This is a genomic window from Methylophaga sp. UBA2496 (genome assembly GCF_002341635.1).
In the GTDB taxonomy this organism is placed as follows: Bacteria; Pseudomonadota; Gammaproteobacteria; order Nitrosococcales; family Methylophagaceae; genus Methylophaga.
In genome coordinates this window covers 304,441-321,535 of the sequence record NZ_DDOK01000004.1, presented here as the reverse complement: position 1 = coordinate 321,535, position 17,095 = coordinate 304,441, and the positions used below count along the sequence as shown (strand labels likewise).

Sequence of the window (17,095 nt, the reverse complement as noted above, 5' to 3'; positions counted from 1 at the left end):
AAATACGCGCTTCAAATGCTGCACGTTAATGTGTACTATCGGGAGTTGATCAAATAAGTTTGAATGAACAAAAACAATAATAACTATCAGGTGTCACAAAGACACTAAATCTCGAGAGAGTGGAAGGGCGACATGTTAGAGGGATACCTCCCCATTTTGTTGTTTATCATTATCGGCATCGGCTTTGGTGTAATGCCGCTGATCGCAGGTTTTATTATCGGGCCGCAGCGGCCTGATGCCGAAAAACGCTCCAGCTATGAATGTGGTTTTGAACCTTTCGAAGACACGCATGGCAAATTTGATGTGCGTTATTATCTGGTCGCCATCCTGTTCATCATTTTCGATTTGGAAATAGCCTTTTTATTCCCCTGGGCCATTGTGCTTGATGAAATCGGGGTGTTTGGTTTGCTGGCCATGTTCCTGTTTCTGGGCATTCTGGTGGTGGGCTTTATCTATGAATGGAAGAAAGGAGCCCTGGAATGGGAATAGAAGGCGTTCTCCACGAAGGGATTGTGACCACCTCGGCAGATAAGTTGATCAACTGGGCGAGAACAGGCTCCTTGTGGCCGATGACCTTTGGTCTGGCCTGTTGTGCTGTTGAAATGATGCATGCCGGGGCTTCACGTTATGATCTGGATCGTTTCGGTGTGGTGTTTCGACCCAGTCCGCGTCAGTCAGATGTGATGATTGTCGCCGGTACGCTGGTCAACAAAATGGCACCGGCACTGCGTAAAGTCTATGACCAGATGTCAGAGCCACGCTGGGTCATTTCAATGGGCTCCTGTGCCAATGGTGGGGGCTACTATCATTATTCCTATTCGGTGGTTCGTGGATGTGATCGCATTGTGCCGGTGGATATTTATGTGCCGGGTTGTCCACCAACGGCTGAGGCCTTGCTCTATGGCATTATTCAGTTACAGAAAAAAATTCAGCGAACCAATACCATCGCTAAAAGCGTGCAGGCATAAGGTTGTTGCATGGAATCGCTTAAACATAAACTGGAACAGCATTTTGCCAATCAACTGGTGGAATGTGAGTTTAATCGTGGCGAAGTGACGATTCATGTTGAGGCGGAGCAGATTATTCCGGTATGTACAGCTTTGCGCGATGAGTTTGCCTTTACTCAGTTAATTGATTTATGCGGAGTGGATTATTCGGCTTACGGTAATAGTGGCTGGGAAACCAAACAGGCGACTGAACATGGTTTTAGCCGGGCTCGTGAAGCATTTTCGCAGATTGATAATGTTGACGAGGGCTTTCGTTATGCCGTGGTTTATCACCTGCTGTCCGTAAAATACAATAATCGACTGCGTCTGAAAGTGGATTTAATTGCTGAAACTCCGATTATCGATTCGGTGACCAGTATCTGGTATTCAGCAGACTGGTATGAACGCGAAGCTTTTGATTTATTCGGTATCCTGTTTAAAGGCCACCATGATTTACGACGCATTCTGACCGACTACGGTTTTGTGGGACATCCGTTCCGCAAGGATTTTCCATTGATTGGTAATGTGGAAATGCGTTATGACGCTGAGCAGAAACGGGTGATATATGAATCCGTCAGTATCGAGCCTCGAACGCTGGTGCCACGGGTGATTCGAGATGATAACCGGTATCTGCAACCTCATAATGAGGTCAAGAAATAATGGCTGAAATTAAAAATTACACCCTGAATTTTGGTCCACAACATCCGGCGGCACATGGTGTATTACGGCTGATTCTGGAAATGGACGGCGAAGTGATTGTGCACGCTGATCCACATATCGGTTTATTGCATCGCGGTACGGAGAAACTGGCCGAATCCAAACCCTATAACCAGAGCATCGGCTATATGGATCGGCTGGATTATGTGTCGATGATGTGTAATGAACATGCTTATGTCATGGCTATCGAAAAACTGTTAGGGATTGAACCTCCAGTCCGGGCACAGTACATCCGGGTCTTGTTTGATGAAATGACCCGGGTGTTGAATCATTTGATGTGGCTGGGAGCACATGGTCTGGATATCGGTGCCATGACTGTATTCCTGTATTGCTTCCGGGAACGTGAAGATTTGATGGATTGCTATGAGGCGGTATCCGGAGCCCGCTTGCATGCTACTTATTACCGTCCCGGCGGAGTGTATCGTGATTTACCCAACAGCATGCCGCAGTATCAAAAATCCAAATGGCATTCTGATGCCGAAGTCAAAAAGTTAAATCAAAGCCGTGAAGGCAGTTTGCTCGATTTTATCGAGGATTTTTGTCAGCGATTCCCAAAATGTGTCGATGAATATGAAACACTGCTGACCGATAACCGTATCTGGAAACAACGCACGGTGGGTATTGGTGTAGTGACACCGGAACGTGCATTGCAACTGGGATTCACCGGGCCAATGTTACGTGGCAGTGGCGTCGAGTGGGATTTACGACGTAAGCAACCTTATGAAGTTTATGAAAAACTGGACTTTGATATTCCGGTGGGCAAAGAAGGCGATTGCTATGATCGTTATCTGGTGCGGATCGAAGAAATGCGCCAGTCCAATAAAATTATGCAGCAATGTGTTGACTGGCTGCGAGCCAATCCGGGGCCGGTGATTATTGATAACGTTAAAATTGCCCCGCCCAGCCGTGCCGATATGAAAGATGATATGGAAGCTCTGATTCATCATTTCAAACTGTTTACCGAAGGCTATTGTGTACCGGAAGGTGAGGTCTATAGTGCTGTGGAACATCCTAAAGGCGAGTTTGGCATTTATATGGTGTCGGACGGTGCCAATAAACCCTACCGGGTCAAAATCCGTGCACCGGGCTTTCCCCATCTGGCCGCAATGAATGAAATGGCCAAAGGTCACTTGCTGGCAGATGTGGTGGCGATTATCGGCACCATGGATATTGTTTTCGGAGAGATTGACCGATGACAGCAGAATTGCAACTCACAGGCCACCGGGATCAATTATTCAATGAGACGTTACGTCAGCAGTTGGATAAATGGATCAGCAAATACCCGCCCGGGCAGTCCCAATCTGCGGTCATACCGGCGTTACATATTTTGCAGGATGCCCATGATGGCTGGCTTAGCGAGGGGGTGATGCGAGCGCTGGCTGAATACCTGGAACTACCCGCTATCAGTGTGTTCGAGGTTGCGACGTTTTATACGATGTTTGAACTCAAGCCAGTGGGTAAACACAAAATCAGCGTCTGTACCAATATTTCATGTTTGCTTTGTGGTTCTGAAGATATCGCCAATCATTTACAAAAACGACTTGGTATTGGTTTTGGCCAGACCACTGCTGACGGAAAATTCACGTTAAAAGAAGTAGAGTGTCTCGGTGCTTGTGTCGGCGCGCCGATGCTATTGCTGGATCGGGATTATCACGAACATCTGACACCGGAAAAAGTCGACGCGTTACTGGGCGGGGTAAAATGATGCAGCTGAATCAGGTTTGTTTTCGTACCATGCATCTCGACCAGCCCTGGTCGATGGAATCTTACCGCAGCGTTGGTGGTTACCAGATGCTGGAGAAAATCCTCCGCGAGAAAACCCGCCAGGAATCCATCATTGAGACAATCAAGAATTCCGCATTACGCGGACGTGGTGGCGCGGGCTTTCCTACCGGCTTGAAATGGAGTTTTATGCCGCGGCGTATGCCGGGTGATAAATATATCGTCTGCAACTCGGATGAAGGTGAACCAGGCACCTGTAAAGATCGTGACATTATGCGATTCAACCCGCATCAGTTGATTGAAGGCATGATCATCACTGGATATACCATTGGTGCCCAACGCGGCTACAACTACATTCGCGGCGAGTTTTTTGAACCGATAGAGCGGTTTGAACAAGCGTTAATTGAAGCGCATGAAGCGGGGTACCTCGGTAAAAATATCCTGGATAGCGGCTTTAATTTTGAACTGCATACCCACCCCGGAGCCGGTGCCTATATCTGTGGAGAAGAAACAGCATTACTGGAATCTCTGGAAGGCAAAAAAGGCCAGCCACGCTATAAACCCCCATTTCCTGCCGGTTATGGCTTATATGGTCGGCCGACAACCGTAAATAACACTGAAACACTGGCCTCGGTGCCGGTGATTTTGCAGCATGGTGCAGACTGGTTCCATGAGTTGGGAACGCCCAATAACGGTGGTCAGAAAATTTTCTGTATGAGTGGCCATGTTAACAAACCGGGGAATTATGAAGTGCCCCTGGGGATGCCGTTTGCCGAATTACTGGAACTTGCTGGTGGTGTGCGTAATGGTAATAAATTAAAAGCAGTGATTCCCGGTGGCACCTCGACGCCAGTGGTGCCAGCGGATGTGATGATGCAGACTGCGATGAGTTATGACGGTATCGGTAAAGCCGGCTCGATGCTGGGTGCTGGCTCGGTCATCGTGATGGATGAAACCACCTGCATGGTCAAGGCGCTGGAACGCATTGCCTATTTCTATTACGAAGAGTCCTGCGGTCAATGCACTCCCTGTCGTGAAGGTACCGGCTGGCTGTACCGGGTCATCAAACGTATTGAAGAGGGCGAAGGTCGCCAGGAAGACCTGGATCGATTAGTGGATGTTGCCAACAATATTAACGGCAATACTATTTGTGCCTTGGGTGATGCGGCTGCGGCACCGGTTATCAGTTTTATCAAGCATTTCCGTGATGAATTCCAATATCACATTGATCATAAATCGTGTCTGGTCACTGAACCGGAATTGAAGCTCAACTATGGTTAATATCGAAATTGACGGCATTCCACTGAAAGTGGATTCGGGCAAAATGATTATTCAGGCTGCTGATGAGGCAGGCATTGATATTCCGCGTTTCTGTTATCACAAAAATCTGTCGATAGTCGCTAACTGTCGTATGTGTCTGATCGAAGTGGATAACGCTCGAAAAGCATTGCCGGCCTGTGCCACGCCTGTTGCTAATGGCATGAAAGTCTTTACCCAATCAGAAACTGCGCTGGCCGCTCAGCGTGGGGTAATGGAATTTCTATTAATCAATCATCCACTGGATTGCCCGATTTGTGATCAGGGCGGGGAGTGTGAGTTACAGGATTTATCGCTGGGCTATGGCAGTGGTATCAGCCGATTCAGCGAGAAGAAACGTGTTGTCAAAGATAAGGATATCGGACCGCTGGTACAGACCGATATGACACGCTGTATTCACTGCACCCGTTGTGTAAGGTTTGGTCAGGAAATTGCCGGTATAAAAGAGCTTGGCGCGACGGGCCGTGGCGAACATATGGAAATTGGCACCTATGTTGAACACAGTCTGGCTTCAGAACTATCCGGCAATATTATTGATTTATGTCCGGTTGGAGCCTTAACCTCCAAACCATTCCGATACAAAGCCCGTGCCTGGGAAATGACTTCACATCCGTCAATTGCCCTGCACGATGCCGTGGGATCCAGTATTGACCTTCATACCCGGCAAAATGATGTGATGCGTGTAGTTGCCCGGGATAATGAATCCGTCAACCAGAGCTGGATCTCGGATCGGGACCGATTCAGTTATCTGGGATTAAAACACCCGGATCGCTTGCTGAATCCGATGATTAAACAAAATGGTGAGTGGCAGACCACTGACTGGCAGACAGCATTGGAATTTGCGGTTGATGGTCTCAAACACGTTAAAGCCAAAAATGGTGCTGATCAGATTGCTGGATTGATCTCGCCAACGGCTACCCTGGAAGAGGCCTATCTGTTTCAGAAATGGTTACGGGCATTTGGCAGTCAGAATATTGATCATCGTTTACGCCAGCTGGATTTCAGTGATGCAGCACATGAGCAGTTCGCACCAATAAGTCTGGCTGATGTTGAAGACAGTGATGCAATTGTTTTGCTGGGCTGTAATGTTCGTAGTGAGGCGCCAATGCTGGCACATCGGATTCGTCAGTCCGCGTGTGCCGGTGGCTTGGTCAGTGATATCAACTTCTTCAAGACCGATTTATTGATGCCGGTAGACCGCCAGGTTGTGGTCAATTCAGCACAGTTATTTACGCTGTTAAGTGGCATTGCTAAAGCCTTGTTACACCTTGATGCCAATGCGGCTAAAACATGGCAGCATCTGATGCGGGAACAGGCGGCTTCAGCGACCGAACAGAATATTGCCATGCAACTGGCTAATGCCGAGAAAGCTTTAATTGTGGTTGGAGCTTTAGCCAATCAACATCCTCAGGCATCGATTATTCGTGCATTGGTAGCTTTGATTGCCAATCTAACAGGAGCACGTTTATTAATTCTGCCGGAAGCCAACAGCCGGGCATTGCATCAGGCGGGCGCTTTGCCACATCAGGAAATGGCTAAGGACGTTAAGGATGGCCTCGATGCAAAAGCGATCTGGGAAGAACAGTTACGTGCTTATGTGTTATTTAATGTTGAGCCGGAGTTTGATTGTGCCAATCCGGCCGCTGCCCAGCTAGCATTGCAACGGGCAGGGTTTGTGGTGGCGATGAATAGCTTTCAGTGTGACAGCCTGCGTGAATATGCCGATGTGTTGTTACCCTTGGCGGCGTTTGCCGAGACTTCCGGTACGTTTGTCGGGCTGGATCATCAATGGCAATCTTTTACCGGCGCGGTTGCACCTCCCGGAGAAAGTCGTCCCGGCTGGAAGATTCTCCGCGTGCTTGGCAATATTTCGAAATTCACCGGTTTTGATTATGTTTCCTCAGAAGGTGTGCGTCAGGAATTGCAGGATCAGCTAAACCGTCAATCCACAGTCAGAAAGTCACTTTATATACCAGCTGAAATAAATACTTTCAAAGGTTTGCAGCTTATTTCAGAGGTACCGATTTATCGTACTGACAGTCTGGTCAGACACAGTAAAGCGCTTCAACTGACGCCGGAAAATCAGTTTCTGGATTCCTTACGTATACATCCGGCACAGGTTGAGAAATTCGGTTTGAATCAGGGAGATCAGGTACAGATTCAGCAAGGTGAACTCTGTATAACCGCGAGTGTATTGATTGATGAGCAGATTGCAGAAGACATGGTCTATCTGGCAGCTGCTTCACCACTTAGTGCTCGGTTGGGCCCGTCATTTGGCAATGTGGATTTATCCGCGATGCTGGAGACAGCTGATGCTTGATATTGTCACTCAGCATTTATTACCCAATATCGGCAAAATTTTGCTGATAGTGTCGGTATTGATGGTAGCCGTAGCTTATCTAACGTTGGCTGAACGCAAAGTAATCGGGTATATCCAGATGCGTATCGGCCCTAACCGGGTTGGACCAAGAGGCTTGCTGCAACCTATTGCCGATGGCCTGAAGTTATTGCTCAAAGAAATCATTGTACCAACCCGGTCCAATCTGTACCTGTTTGTATTGGCACCGGTATTGGCAATTGGCCCGGCTTTGGCAGCCTGGGCGGTGATTCCTTTTGATGCAGGCATGGTGCTGGCTGATATCAATGCCGGTTTGTTATATGTTTTAGCAATTACCTCAATGGGGGTTTACGGCATTGTGATTGCCGGTTGGGCATCAAATTCACGTTATGCGTTTTTAGGTGCGATGCGCAGTGCTGCTCAAGTTGTGTCTTATGAGATAGCCATGGGGTTTGCCCTGGTCGGGGTGTTGATTGCCGCAGGCAGTCTGAACCTGAGTGAGATAGTTCTGGCACAACAAGGCGGTATTTTGTACTGGTACTGGTTGCCATTGTTACCGTTGTTTGTCGTGTACTTTGTCTCAGGTGTTGCGGAAACCAATCGCGCGCCGTTTGATATTGCTGAAGGCGAGTCCGAAATTGTTGCCGGCTTTCATGTGGAATATTCCGGCATGGCATTTGCGATATTTTTCCTCGCTGAATATGCCGATATGATTTTGATTTCAATTCTGGCCGCTACCTTGTTTATGGGAGGGTGGCTGTCGCCCTTTGAAGGTATTCCGGTGCTGGAGCCGATGTTTGCCTGGGTGCCGGGGTTGGTATGGTTATTACTGAAAACCAGCTTTTTCCTGTTTGTTTATCTGTGGATCCGCGCCACCTTCCCTCGTTATCGATATGATCAGGTTATGCGCCTTGGCTGGAAAGTATTTATCCCGGTGACGCTGGTGTGGTTGGTAGTGATTTCGACCATGCAAGTATTTGATATTGGTCCCTGGTTTAATGATGTTGTGGAGGTGTCCACCTCATGATGGATTCCATACGTCACTTTTTTAAAAGCTTTTTATTGTGGGAGCTGGTTCAAGGCTTACGCTTGACCGGCCGGCATTTGTTTTCCCGAAAAGTTACGGTGCAATATCCCGAAGAACAGACACCGCAATCCCCACGTTTCCGTGGTTTACATGCATTGCGACGCTATCCGAATGGCGAGGAACGCTGCATTGGTTGCAAGTTGTGTGAAGCGGTTTGCCCGGCATTGGCTATCACCATTGATACTGAACCACGCGAAGATGGTACCCGTCGGACCACACGCTACGATATTGATTTATTTAAATGTATTTATTGCGGGTTTTGTGAAGAATCCTGTCCTGTGGATTCAATAGTTGAAACCCGGGTATTCGCCTATCACTTTGAGAATCGTGGCGAAAATATTATCGACAAACAACAGCTATTGGCCATTGGTGATAAATATGAAGCTGAAATTGCTGCTGATCGGGAGGCTGATGCGCCTTATCGCTAGCAACTAGCCTTGGCCTGAGGATTATGGAAAAAATACTGTTTTACTGCTTTGCTGGAATTTTGTTATTTGCTGCCACCATGGTGATTACGGTACGAAATCCGGTACGTGCTGCCTTATTTCTGGTACTGGCATTTTTTACCAGTGCGGCAATCTGGCTGATGCTGGAAGCTGAATTTCTGGCGATTAGTCTGGTGCTGGTTTACGTCGGTGCAGTACTGGTCTTGTTTCTGTTTGTAGTAATGATGCTGGATATTGATACCAGCACACTTAAGGAAGGTTTCACCCGTTATTTGCCGTTGGGCTTGTTTGTCGCGGTGCTGATTGTTCTGGAGTTAATTGCGGTTTTGGGCGCAGCGAATTTTGGTCTGGATCAATTTCCAGCCCCGGAAAGTTCAACAGAAAGTAATACCAAAATGCTCGGCCGATTGCTTTACACGGTGTATGTATATCCATTTGAAATTGCATCCGTGATACTGACAGTGGCGATTGTGGCTGCGATTATGCTGACCTTGCGACCCAATAAACGCAAAACCCAGGATCCGGCTGAGCAGGTCAAGGTGCGTAGTACCGATCGCGTGCGTCTGGTCAAAATGGCTTCGGAGAAACGTCAGGATGGGAAAGACAAATCATGATTGCTTTATCTGACTACCTGATTGTTGCGGCTATATTATTCAGCTTGTCAGTAGCGGGTATTTTTCTTAATCGTAAAAACATCATTATTCTGCTGATGTGTATTGAATTGATGCTGTTAGCAGTGAATCTCAATTTTATCGCTTTTTCCCACTATGCCGGCGACGCTGCAGGTCAGGTATTTGTATTTTTTATTCTGACTGTTGCTGCCGCAGAAGCGGCGATTGGACTCGCCATACTGGTGGTGCTTTTCCGTAATCTCAGCACCATCAATGTTGATGATCTCAATCGGTTAAAGGGCTGATGGCATGACGCAGTCCTTATTATTAACCATCGTTTTAGCGCCATTACTGGGCAGTATTATTGCCGGTTTGTTTGGCCGCAAGATTGGCCGTAACTGGTCACATCGTGTAGCAATTGCCGGAGTCAGTATTGCGTTTTTTTTATCACTCTGGGTTTTGAAGCTGGTGGTGATGGATGGCGCCAGTTATAACCAGGCGGTGTATCAGTGGTTACAGGTCGGCAGCCTGAGCATAGAAGTCGGTTTTATGGTTGATTCACTGACAGCAGTGATGATGACAGTGGTGACCTTTGTGTCGCTGATGGTGCATATCTACACGATTGGCTATATGCATGACGATGATGGCTACAGCCGTTTCTTCAGTTATATTTCGCTGTTCACTTTCTCCATGCTGATGCTGGTCATGGCGAATAATTTCATGCAATTGTTTTTCGGCTGGGAAGCGGTTGGTGTGGTGTCATATCTGCTTATTGGTTTCTGGTATAAAAAGCCCACGGCGATTTACGCCAATCTCAAGGCATTCCTGGTTAATCGTGTCGGTGACTTTGGCTTTCTGCTGGGCATCGCTGCAGTACTGATGTATTCCGGCAGTCTGGATTATCTGGAAGTATTTAATCAGGCACCGGTGATGGCTGGGCAGACCATTTCCATATTTGATAACCATACATGGTCATTAATGACTGTTATTGGCATTCTGTTATTTATCGGTGCGATGGGTAAATCGGCCCAGGTGCCATTGCATGTCTGGTTACCGGATTCGATGGAAGGTCCGACCCCGATATCCGCATTGATCCATGCGGCGACAATGGTCACGGCGGGTATTTTTATGGTGGCAAGAATGTCGCCATTATATGAATATTCTGAAACAGCACTGTCGTTTATTCTGGTGATTGGTGCGATTACCGCTTTGTTTATGGGCTTTCTCGGTCTGATTCAAAACGATATTAAACGGGTTATCGCTTATTCCACCCTATCACAACTTGGCTATATGACAGTGGCTCTCGGCGTATCAGCTTATTCTGCCGCGATTTTCCATTTATTCACTCACGCATTTTTTAAAGCTTTGCTGTTTCTGGCGGCGGGATCGGTGATTTTAGCTCTGCATCACCAGCAGGATATCCGGCAAATGGGCGGTCTGAAAAAATATCTGCCTATCACTTACTGGACCAGCTTAATTGGGACCTTGGCGTTAATTGGGTTTCCTGGTCTGGCAGGCTTTTTTTCCAAAGATGCCATCATTATGGCGGTGCATGAATCCACCATTGCGGGCAGCAGCTTTGCGTTATGGGCGGTAATGATTGGGGTGTTTGTCACCAGTCTGTACAGCTTCCGGCTTTTGTTTCTGGTGTTCCATGGCAAGGAACGCTTTGATGCACATGGTCATCCGCCTCATGAATCCCCAAAAGTCGTTACCTGGCCATTAGTCCTGTTAGCGGTTCCGTCAGTCTTGTCAGGTTATCTGATTGGCAGTCTGGTGTATGACAAATTCTTTGGCGATGCAATAACGGTTATGCCGCAGCATGATGTATTGGCAGCAGCTGATTATCATGGGCTTGCTGGCTTTATTTTACATGGTTTGATGACAGCACCGTTCTGGCTGGCAATGGCCGGTTTGGTAACCGCTTGGTATCTGTATCTCAAACGTCCGGATCTCCCCGCCAGGATTCAGCAAAGATTGATGTGGTTGTGGCGAATTCTGGATAACAAATATGGCTTTGATACGTTTAATGAAAAAGTCTTCGCCGGTGGATCACGAGGATTAGGCTGGTTGTTTTCCCGCGTTGGCGATCGCCTGTTGATTGATGGTTTGGTGGTGAATGGTGCGGCGCGGACAGTGGGCTTAATTTCGCGGGTAGGCCGCAAAATGCAAACCGGCTATTTGTACCATTATGCCTTTGTGATGATTATCGGGGTGTGGCTACTGCTCACCTGGTTTGTGGTTTAACAGGAGCAACAGCGTCAGATGATGGACTTTCCACTTCTCAGTGTGTTGATTTTGCTGCCGATTATCGGTGGCGCTGCACTGTTGCTGTGCAAACAAAATAATAAGCTGGCACGGCAATTGGCCTTGCTTGTCAGTGTGGCGACCATGTTGTTGTCTTTTTTACTATATATCGGTTTTGACAGCACTACTCATCAAATGCAGTTTGTTGAACGCCTGTCATGGGTGGCGACATTTAATATTGAGTATTACCTGGGGGTTGACGGTTTTTCAATGCCGCTGATGATCCTCACAACAATTTCAACAGTGTTGGTTGTCATTGCCGGCTGGCAGGTGATTGAGGATAGAGCCGCTCAATATATGTCGGCTTTTCTGATCATGGAAGGACTGATGTTAGGCGTGTTTGCAGCACTCGACGCCATACTGTTTTATCTGTTTTTTGAAGCGATGCTGATCCCGTTGTTTCTGGTAATTGGTATTTGGGGTGGCCCTAATCGGGTTTATGCCACCATCAAGTTTTTCCTCTATACCTTTTTTGGATCGGTATTTCTGCTGATAGCATTGCTGTATCTGCAATTTCAGGCAGGTAGTTTCTCGATTCTGGATTTTCACAATGTCAGCTTGAGTTTAACGCAGCAAATCTGGATTTTCCTGGCTTTTTTAATTGCCTTTGCGGTGAAAATTCCGATGTGGCCGGTACATACCTGGTTGCCTGATGCTCACGTGGAAGCACCTACAGGTGGTTCGGTAATTCTGGCGGCGATCACGCTGAAAATTGGTGGCTATGGTCTATTACGTTTTGCTCTGCCGATTACCCCGGATGCCAGTATGACGCTGGACTGGCTGGTGATTGGCTTATCGTTGATCGCCATTGTTTATATCGGTTTTGTCGCGCTGGCCCAATCGGATCTGAAAAAACTGATTGCTTATTCGAGTATTGCCCATATGGGCTTTGTGACCCTGGGACTGTTTATTGTGTTTCGCATCGTCGCCAATGATGCGATTACACTTGGTGTCGGTAATGGCGAAGTGTTAGCTATTGAAGGCGCAATGGTGCAGATGATTTCGCATGGCTTTATTGCCGCCGCGATGTTCCTCAGTGTCGGTGTGTTATACGACCGGATGCATACCCGTGAAATCAGTGCTTATGGCGGTGTTGCCAACAGTATGCCGAAATTTACTGCACTGGCCGTATTCTTTGCGATGGCCAATGCAGGTTTACCCGGCACCTCCGGATTTGTCGGCGAGTTTATGGTGATCCTGGCGGCGTTTCAGGCCAACTTCTGGTATGCCTTTTTAGCGGCTACCACCTTAATTCTTGGCGCGGCTTATACCTTGTGGATGGTCAAACGGGTGTTTTTTGGAGAGATTGCCAATGATGAAGTTGCCAAATTACAGGATATTAATTCACGAGAAATGCTGCTGTTGGCAAGTCTGGCAGTCATAGTATTAGTGATTGGTATTTGGCCCGATCCATTACTTAATGTGATGCATGCTTCGGTAGATAATCTGCTGCTGCAAATCACTCAGTCAAAGCTTTAAAGGACACACCAGATGGCGTTTGAGGTTCCAAATATGCTGTTTGCCTTGCCAGAGATGCTGATGCTGGCAATGTGCTGCATCGTGCTATTGGTGGTGGCGTTTACCGGTAACCGTCGAATTATGCTGGTACATGCGTTAAGCCAATTAACGCTGTTGATGACCTTTCTGACCGTTTTCTGGATGATGGGGGACGGTGGTCTGACATTTTCTGAAAGCTATATCAAAGATCCGCTAAGCGACTTACTCAAGCTGGCGATCTGTCTGGTAAATATGCTGGTATTAAGCTATTCCTACCGCTATTTGCAGGACCGGAATTTATTACAGGGTGAGTTTTATGTGCTGGCTCTGTTTGCCACTCTGGGAATGCTGGTCATGGTATCCGCTCATCATTTTCTGACCTTGTATCTGGGATTGGAGCTGATGTCACTTTGCCTGTATGCGATGGTGGCGATGCACAGAGATTCTTTTGCCGCCACAGAAGCAGGTATGAAGTACTTTATTCTCGGGGCGTTGGCATCAGGCATGTTGTTGTATGGCATGTCGATTATCTACGGTGTCACCGGTGAGTTAGGGATAGAGGCTATTGCAGCTGCCTTGACTAATGAAGAACTGAATCAAACCGTATTGAGTCTGGGCATCGTATTTCTGGTGATCGGAATCGGTTTCAAATTTGGTGCGGTACCGTTTCATATGTGGTTGCCGGATGTCTATCAGGGCGCGCCAACGGCCATTACCTTATTTGTGGCCAGTGCCCCCAAGATCGCCGCATTTGCCATGCTGATACGCATATTGACTGAAGGGATGGGCGATATGCTCAGTGTGTGGCGCGATATGCTGATTATGCTGGCGGTATTGTCTATTGTTGTGGGTAACCTGCTGGCAATCGCGCAAACCAATTTGAAGCGCATGTTAGCGTATTCCACTATTTCGCATGTCGGCTTTTTACTGTTAGGCGTATTAGCTGGAAGTCAGGCGGGTTATGCCGCAGCCCTGTTCTATACTTTGGTCTATGCGCTGATGACATTAGGTAGTTTTGGCATGATTCTGCTGCTCAGCCGGGAAGGTTTTGAGGCCGAAGAGATCGATGACTTTAAAGGTCTGGGGCAGCGTCATCCCTGGCATGCATTGATGATGCTGTTACTGATGTTTTCCATGGCGGGCATTCCACCTTTGGCCGGTTTTTATGCGAAATTAAGTGTGATTAAATCGGTGGTCGATGTTAACTTACTGGCCGTGGCAATAGTTGCAGTCGTGATGTCGGTGATTGGTGCTTATTATTATTTACGTGTCGTCAAAGTCATGTTTTTTGATAAACCAACACAACAACCGCATATTCAAGCGCCAGTCTCAGTGCAATATTTACTGAGTGGAAATGTGTTGGCGGTACTATTTCTCGGATTATTTCCGGGGGCTTTATTTGCGCTTTGCGCGAGAATATTCAGTTAGGTTATAAAGATGTCGATTTGGTTAATGCTGTTCATTATGTTTGTACTGGCGAATCTGCCCTGGGTAAATTCACGCCTGTTTTTATTTATACCGTTAAAAAATGGCAAAAATGCCTGGCTGAGACTGTTTGAAGTTGTGGTGTATTATTTTGTGGCATTATTGGTGGCCATTGCCTTTGAACAGCAGTATGCGGGGAATATTTATCCCCAGCAGTGGGAGTTTTTTGTCACTACCCTAAGCTTGTTTCTGGTGTTTGCCACCCCGGGTGTAGTGTATCGGCACCAATGGTTACCCTTACAGAAAAAGCTACGATAGCAATCGCAAAAATGCGCCCGCCGAATGCATTGCAATATTAGCCTGAAACTCTAAAGACCGCTATCAGGGCGCTTACAGGCCCTAACGTTAATTCAGGATGCATCCCGAAGGATAGTAGTTTAGAATTTGCGGGTTTAACTCCCTGATGATGTAAACAACATCAGTTATTCACACAATAGAGACAGGATTTATGGCTTCCGATTTATCCAAATACAGAAATATTGGTATTTTCGCCCACGTTGATGCGGGCAAAACCACCACAACCGAACGTATCCTTAAACTGACCGGCAAAATCCATAAGTCTGGTGAAGTACATGATGGTGAATCCACCATGGACTTTATGGATCAGGAAGCCGAACGCGGTATTACTATCCAGTCAGCGGCGACAACCTGTGAATGGAAAGGCCACCGGCTGAACGTTATCGATACCCCGGGTCACGTTGACTTCACTATCGAAGTTTATCGTTCACTGAAAGTGCTTGACGGCGGTATCGGTGTTTTCTGTGGTAGTGGTGGTGTTGAACCACAATCCGAAACCAACTGGCGTTATGCGAATGACTCAGAAGTTTCGCGTCTTATCTATGTCAACAAATTAGACCGCATTGGTGCTGACTTCTACCGTGTTGTTAAACAGGTTGAGACGGTATTGGCGGCAACTCCACTGGTCATGGTTCTGCCAATCGGTATTGAAGATGAGTTTACCGGTGTTGTTGATCTGCTGACCCGCAAAGCGTGGATCTGGAAAGATGATAAGAGCGCTGAAGATTACACCATCGAAGAGCCACCAGCAGATATGGCTGATGCTATTGAAGAATGGCGTGAAAAACTGATCGAAACCGCTGTTGAGCAAGATGACGATCTGATGGAAAAATATCTGGAAGGTGAAGAGCCTTCTGTTGAAGATCTGAAAAGATGTATCCGTAAAGGTACATTGAAACTGGACTTCTTCCCGACTTACTGCGGTAGCTCATTCAAAAATAAGGGTATGCAGTTAGTTCTGGATGCCGTTGTTGATTACCTGCCAGACCCAACGGAAGTTGATCCTCAACCAGAAGTTGACCTGGAAGGTAACGAAACCGGTAAACACGCTATCGTTGATATCAAAGGCCCGTTACGCGCCTTGGCATTCAAAATCATGGATGACCGTTTCGGTGCTTTGACTTTCGTTCGTGTCTATTCTGGCGAGCTGAAAAAAGGCGACACCATCCTCAATACTTTCACCGGCAAAACAGAGCGTGTAGGTCGTATGGTGGAAATGCATGCCAATGACCGTAACGAACTGGATTACGCTCATGCCGGTGATATCATCGCCATCGTGGGTATGAAAGACGTACAAACTGGTCACACCTTATGTGACCCGAAAAATCCGGCCACATTGGAACCAATGGTATTCCCGGATCCTGTTATCTCAATCGCGATTGCGCCTAAAGATAAAGCCGCCGCTGAAAAACTCGGTGTTGCACTGGGTAAAATGATTAAAGAAGATCCTTCATTCCGTGTTGAAACCGACGACGATAGCGGTGAAACCATTATGAAAGGTATGGGTGAATTACATTTGGATATCAAAGTTGATATTCTGAAACGTACCCATAACGTTGATGTAATTGTTGGTGAGCCGCAGGTTGCTTACCGTGAAACGATTACGCAAAAAATCGAAGACAGTTACACCCACAAGAAACAATCGGGTGGTTCTGGTCAATTCGGTCGTATTGACTACATCATTGAACCAGGTGAACCAGGCAGCGGTTTCAACTTTGAATCAACCGTAACCGGTGGTAGTGTTCCTCGTGAATACTGGCCAGCAGTTGAAGCTGGCTTTAAGAAAATGATGGGCCGTGGTGTGTTGGCTGGCTTCCCATTACTTGATGTTAAAATTAACCTGTTCGATGGTGCATTCCATGCTGTGGATTCATCAGCAATGGCCTTTGAAATTGCTGCGATGGGCGCTTTCCGTCAAACGATTCCAAAAGCGGGTCCACAATTGCTGGAACCTATCATGAAAGTAGACGTGTTCTGCCCGGATGATAACGTCGGTGATGTTATCGGTGACTTGAACCGTCGTCGTGGCATGATCAAATCGCAGGACGCGGGCGCTACTGGCGTACGTATCAAAGCTGAAGTGCCACTGAGTGAAATGTTCGGTTACATCGGCACTCTGCGTACTATGACTTCTGGTCGTGGTCAGTTCTCTATGGAGTTCCTGCACTACCTGCCATGCCCACGTAACGTGGCAGAAGAAGTTATTAAAGAAGTTAAAGAGCGTGAAGCTGCTGCGAAAAAATAAGCAGTTTGCTAAAAGTTCGATTGAGAAAGGGGCGTTTATC

At 47.2% G+C, this 17,095-nt stretch carries 16 protein-coding genes; all 16 read left to right on the top strand.

What is annotated here, in order from left to right; genetic code table 11:
* The first annotated feature begins 132 nt into the window (after window positions 1-132).
* The 16 genes from ndhC to fusA all read left to right on the top strand — a co-directional run bounded on the left by ndhC (window position 133) and on the right by fusA (window position 17,055).
* The gene (ndhC, locus tag B2W60_RS04725; protein ID WP_041354701.1) at window positions 133-489 is read left to right on the top strand and encodes an NADH-quinone oxidoreductase subunit A; all 357 of its coding nucleotides are present in this window, start codon (window positions 133-135) and stop codon (window positions 487-489) included.
* On the top strand, window positions 480-968 hold the full coding sequence (locus B2W60_RS04720; RefSeq protein WP_292362374.1) for a NuoB/complex I 20 kDa subunit family protein: 489 nt from the start codon (window positions 480-482) through the stop codon (window positions 966-968). Before ndhC ends, B2W60_RS04720 begins: the two co-directional genes overlap by 10 nt.
* 9 nt (window positions 969-977) lie before the next feature.
* Complete coding sequence (locus B2W60_RS04715; RefSeq protein WP_292362375.1) at window positions 978-1,646, top strand: NADH-quinone oxidoreductase subunit C; 669 nt, start codon at window positions 978-980, stop codon at window positions 1,644-1,646.
* On the top strand, window positions 1,646-2,899 hold the full coding sequence (locus B2W60_RS04710) for an NADH-quinone oxidoreductase subunit D (RefSeq protein WP_292362376.1): 1,254 nt from the start codon (window positions 1,646-1,648) through the stop codon (window positions 2,897-2,899). The genes B2W60_RS04715 and B2W60_RS04710 overlap by 1 nt, the downstream gene beginning before the upstream one ends.
* Window positions 2,896-3,408: an NADH-quinone oxidoreductase subunit NuoE gene (gene nuoE, locus B2W60_RS04705; protein ID WP_292362377.1), complete on the top strand. Its 513-nt coding sequence runs from the start codon at window positions 2,896-2,898 to the stop codon at window positions 3,406-3,408. The genes B2W60_RS04710 and nuoE overlap by 4 nt, the downstream gene beginning before the upstream one ends.
* Complete coding sequence (nuoF, locus tag B2W60_RS04700; protein WP_292362661.1) at window positions 3,408-4,706, top strand: NADH-quinone oxidoreductase subunit NuoF; 1,299 nt, start codon at window positions 3,408-3,410, stop codon at window positions 4,704-4,706. The genes nuoE and nuoF overlap by 1 nt, the downstream gene beginning before the upstream one ends.
* Window positions 4,699-7,062, top strand: a complete 2,364-nt coding sequence (gene nuoG / locus B2W60_RS04695) for an NADH-quinone oxidoreductase subunit NuoG (RefSeq protein WP_292362378.1) — start codon at window positions 4,699-4,701, stop codon at window positions 7,060-7,062. Before nuoF ends, nuoG begins: the two co-directional genes overlap by 8 nt.
* Window positions 7,055-8,107, top strand: coding sequence for an NADH-quinone oxidoreductase subunit NuoH (gene nuoH, locus B2W60_RS04690; RefSeq protein WP_292362379.1), 1,053 nt, complete (start codon window positions 7,055-7,057; stop codon window positions 8,105-8,107). Before nuoG ends, nuoH begins: the two co-directional genes overlap by 8 nt.
* Window positions 8,107-8,595 (top strand): NADH-quinone oxidoreductase subunit NuoI, encoded by a 489-nt coding sequence (gene nuoI, locus B2W60_RS04685; protein ID WP_292362662.1) that lies wholly within the window; start codon window positions 8,107-8,109, stop codon window positions 8,593-8,595. Before nuoH ends, nuoI begins: the two co-directional genes overlap by 1 nt.
* Before the next feature lie 23 nt (window positions 8,596-8,618).
* Window positions 8,619-9,227, top strand: a complete 609-nt coding sequence (locus tag B2W60_RS04680) for an NADH-quinone oxidoreductase subunit J (RefSeq protein WP_292362380.1) — start codon at window positions 8,619-8,621, stop codon at window positions 9,225-9,227.
* Window positions 9,224-9,529, top strand: coding sequence for an NADH-quinone oxidoreductase subunit NuoK (gene nuoK / locus B2W60_RS04675; protein WP_069296551.1), 306 nt, complete (start codon window positions 9,224-9,226; stop codon window positions 9,527-9,529). The genes B2W60_RS04680 and nuoK overlap by 4 nt, the downstream gene beginning before the upstream one ends.
* Window positions 9,530-9,533: 4 nt before the next feature.
* Window positions 9,534-11,471 (top strand): NADH-quinone oxidoreductase subunit L, encoded by a 1,938-nt coding sequence (nuoL, locus tag B2W60_RS04670; RefSeq protein ID WP_292362381.1) that lies wholly within the window; start codon window positions 9,534-9,536, stop codon window positions 11,469-11,471.
* Window positions 11,472-11,489: 18 nt separating this feature from the next.
* Complete coding sequence (locus B2W60_RS04665; RefSeq protein ID WP_292362382.1) at window positions 11,490-13,010, top strand: NADH-quinone oxidoreductase subunit M; 1,521 nt, start codon at window positions 11,490-11,492, stop codon at window positions 13,008-13,010.
* Between the two features lie 12 nt (window positions 13,011-13,022).
* Window positions 13,023-14,456 carry an NADH-quinone oxidoreductase subunit NuoN gene (nuoN, locus tag B2W60_RS04660; protein WP_292362383.1) on the top strand — a complete coding sequence of 478 codons (1,434 nt, stop codon included), beginning with the start codon at window positions 13,023-13,025 and terminating at the stop codon, window positions 14,454-14,456.
* Between the two features lie 9 nt (window positions 14,457-14,465).
* Complete coding sequence (locus B2W60_RS04655; RefSeq protein WP_292362384.1) at window positions 14,466-14,771, top strand: DUF2818 family protein; 306 nt, start codon at window positions 14,466-14,468, stop codon at window positions 14,769-14,771.
* A 190-nt stretch (window positions 14,772-14,961) separates the two neighbouring features.
* Window positions 14,962-17,055 carry an elongation factor G gene (gene fusA / locus B2W60_RS04650; RefSeq protein ID WP_292362385.1) on the top strand — a complete coding sequence of 698 codons (2,094 nt, stop codon included), beginning with the start codon at window positions 14,962-14,964 and terminating at the stop codon, window positions 17,053-17,055.
* Window positions 17,056-17,095: the final 40 nt, after the last annotated feature.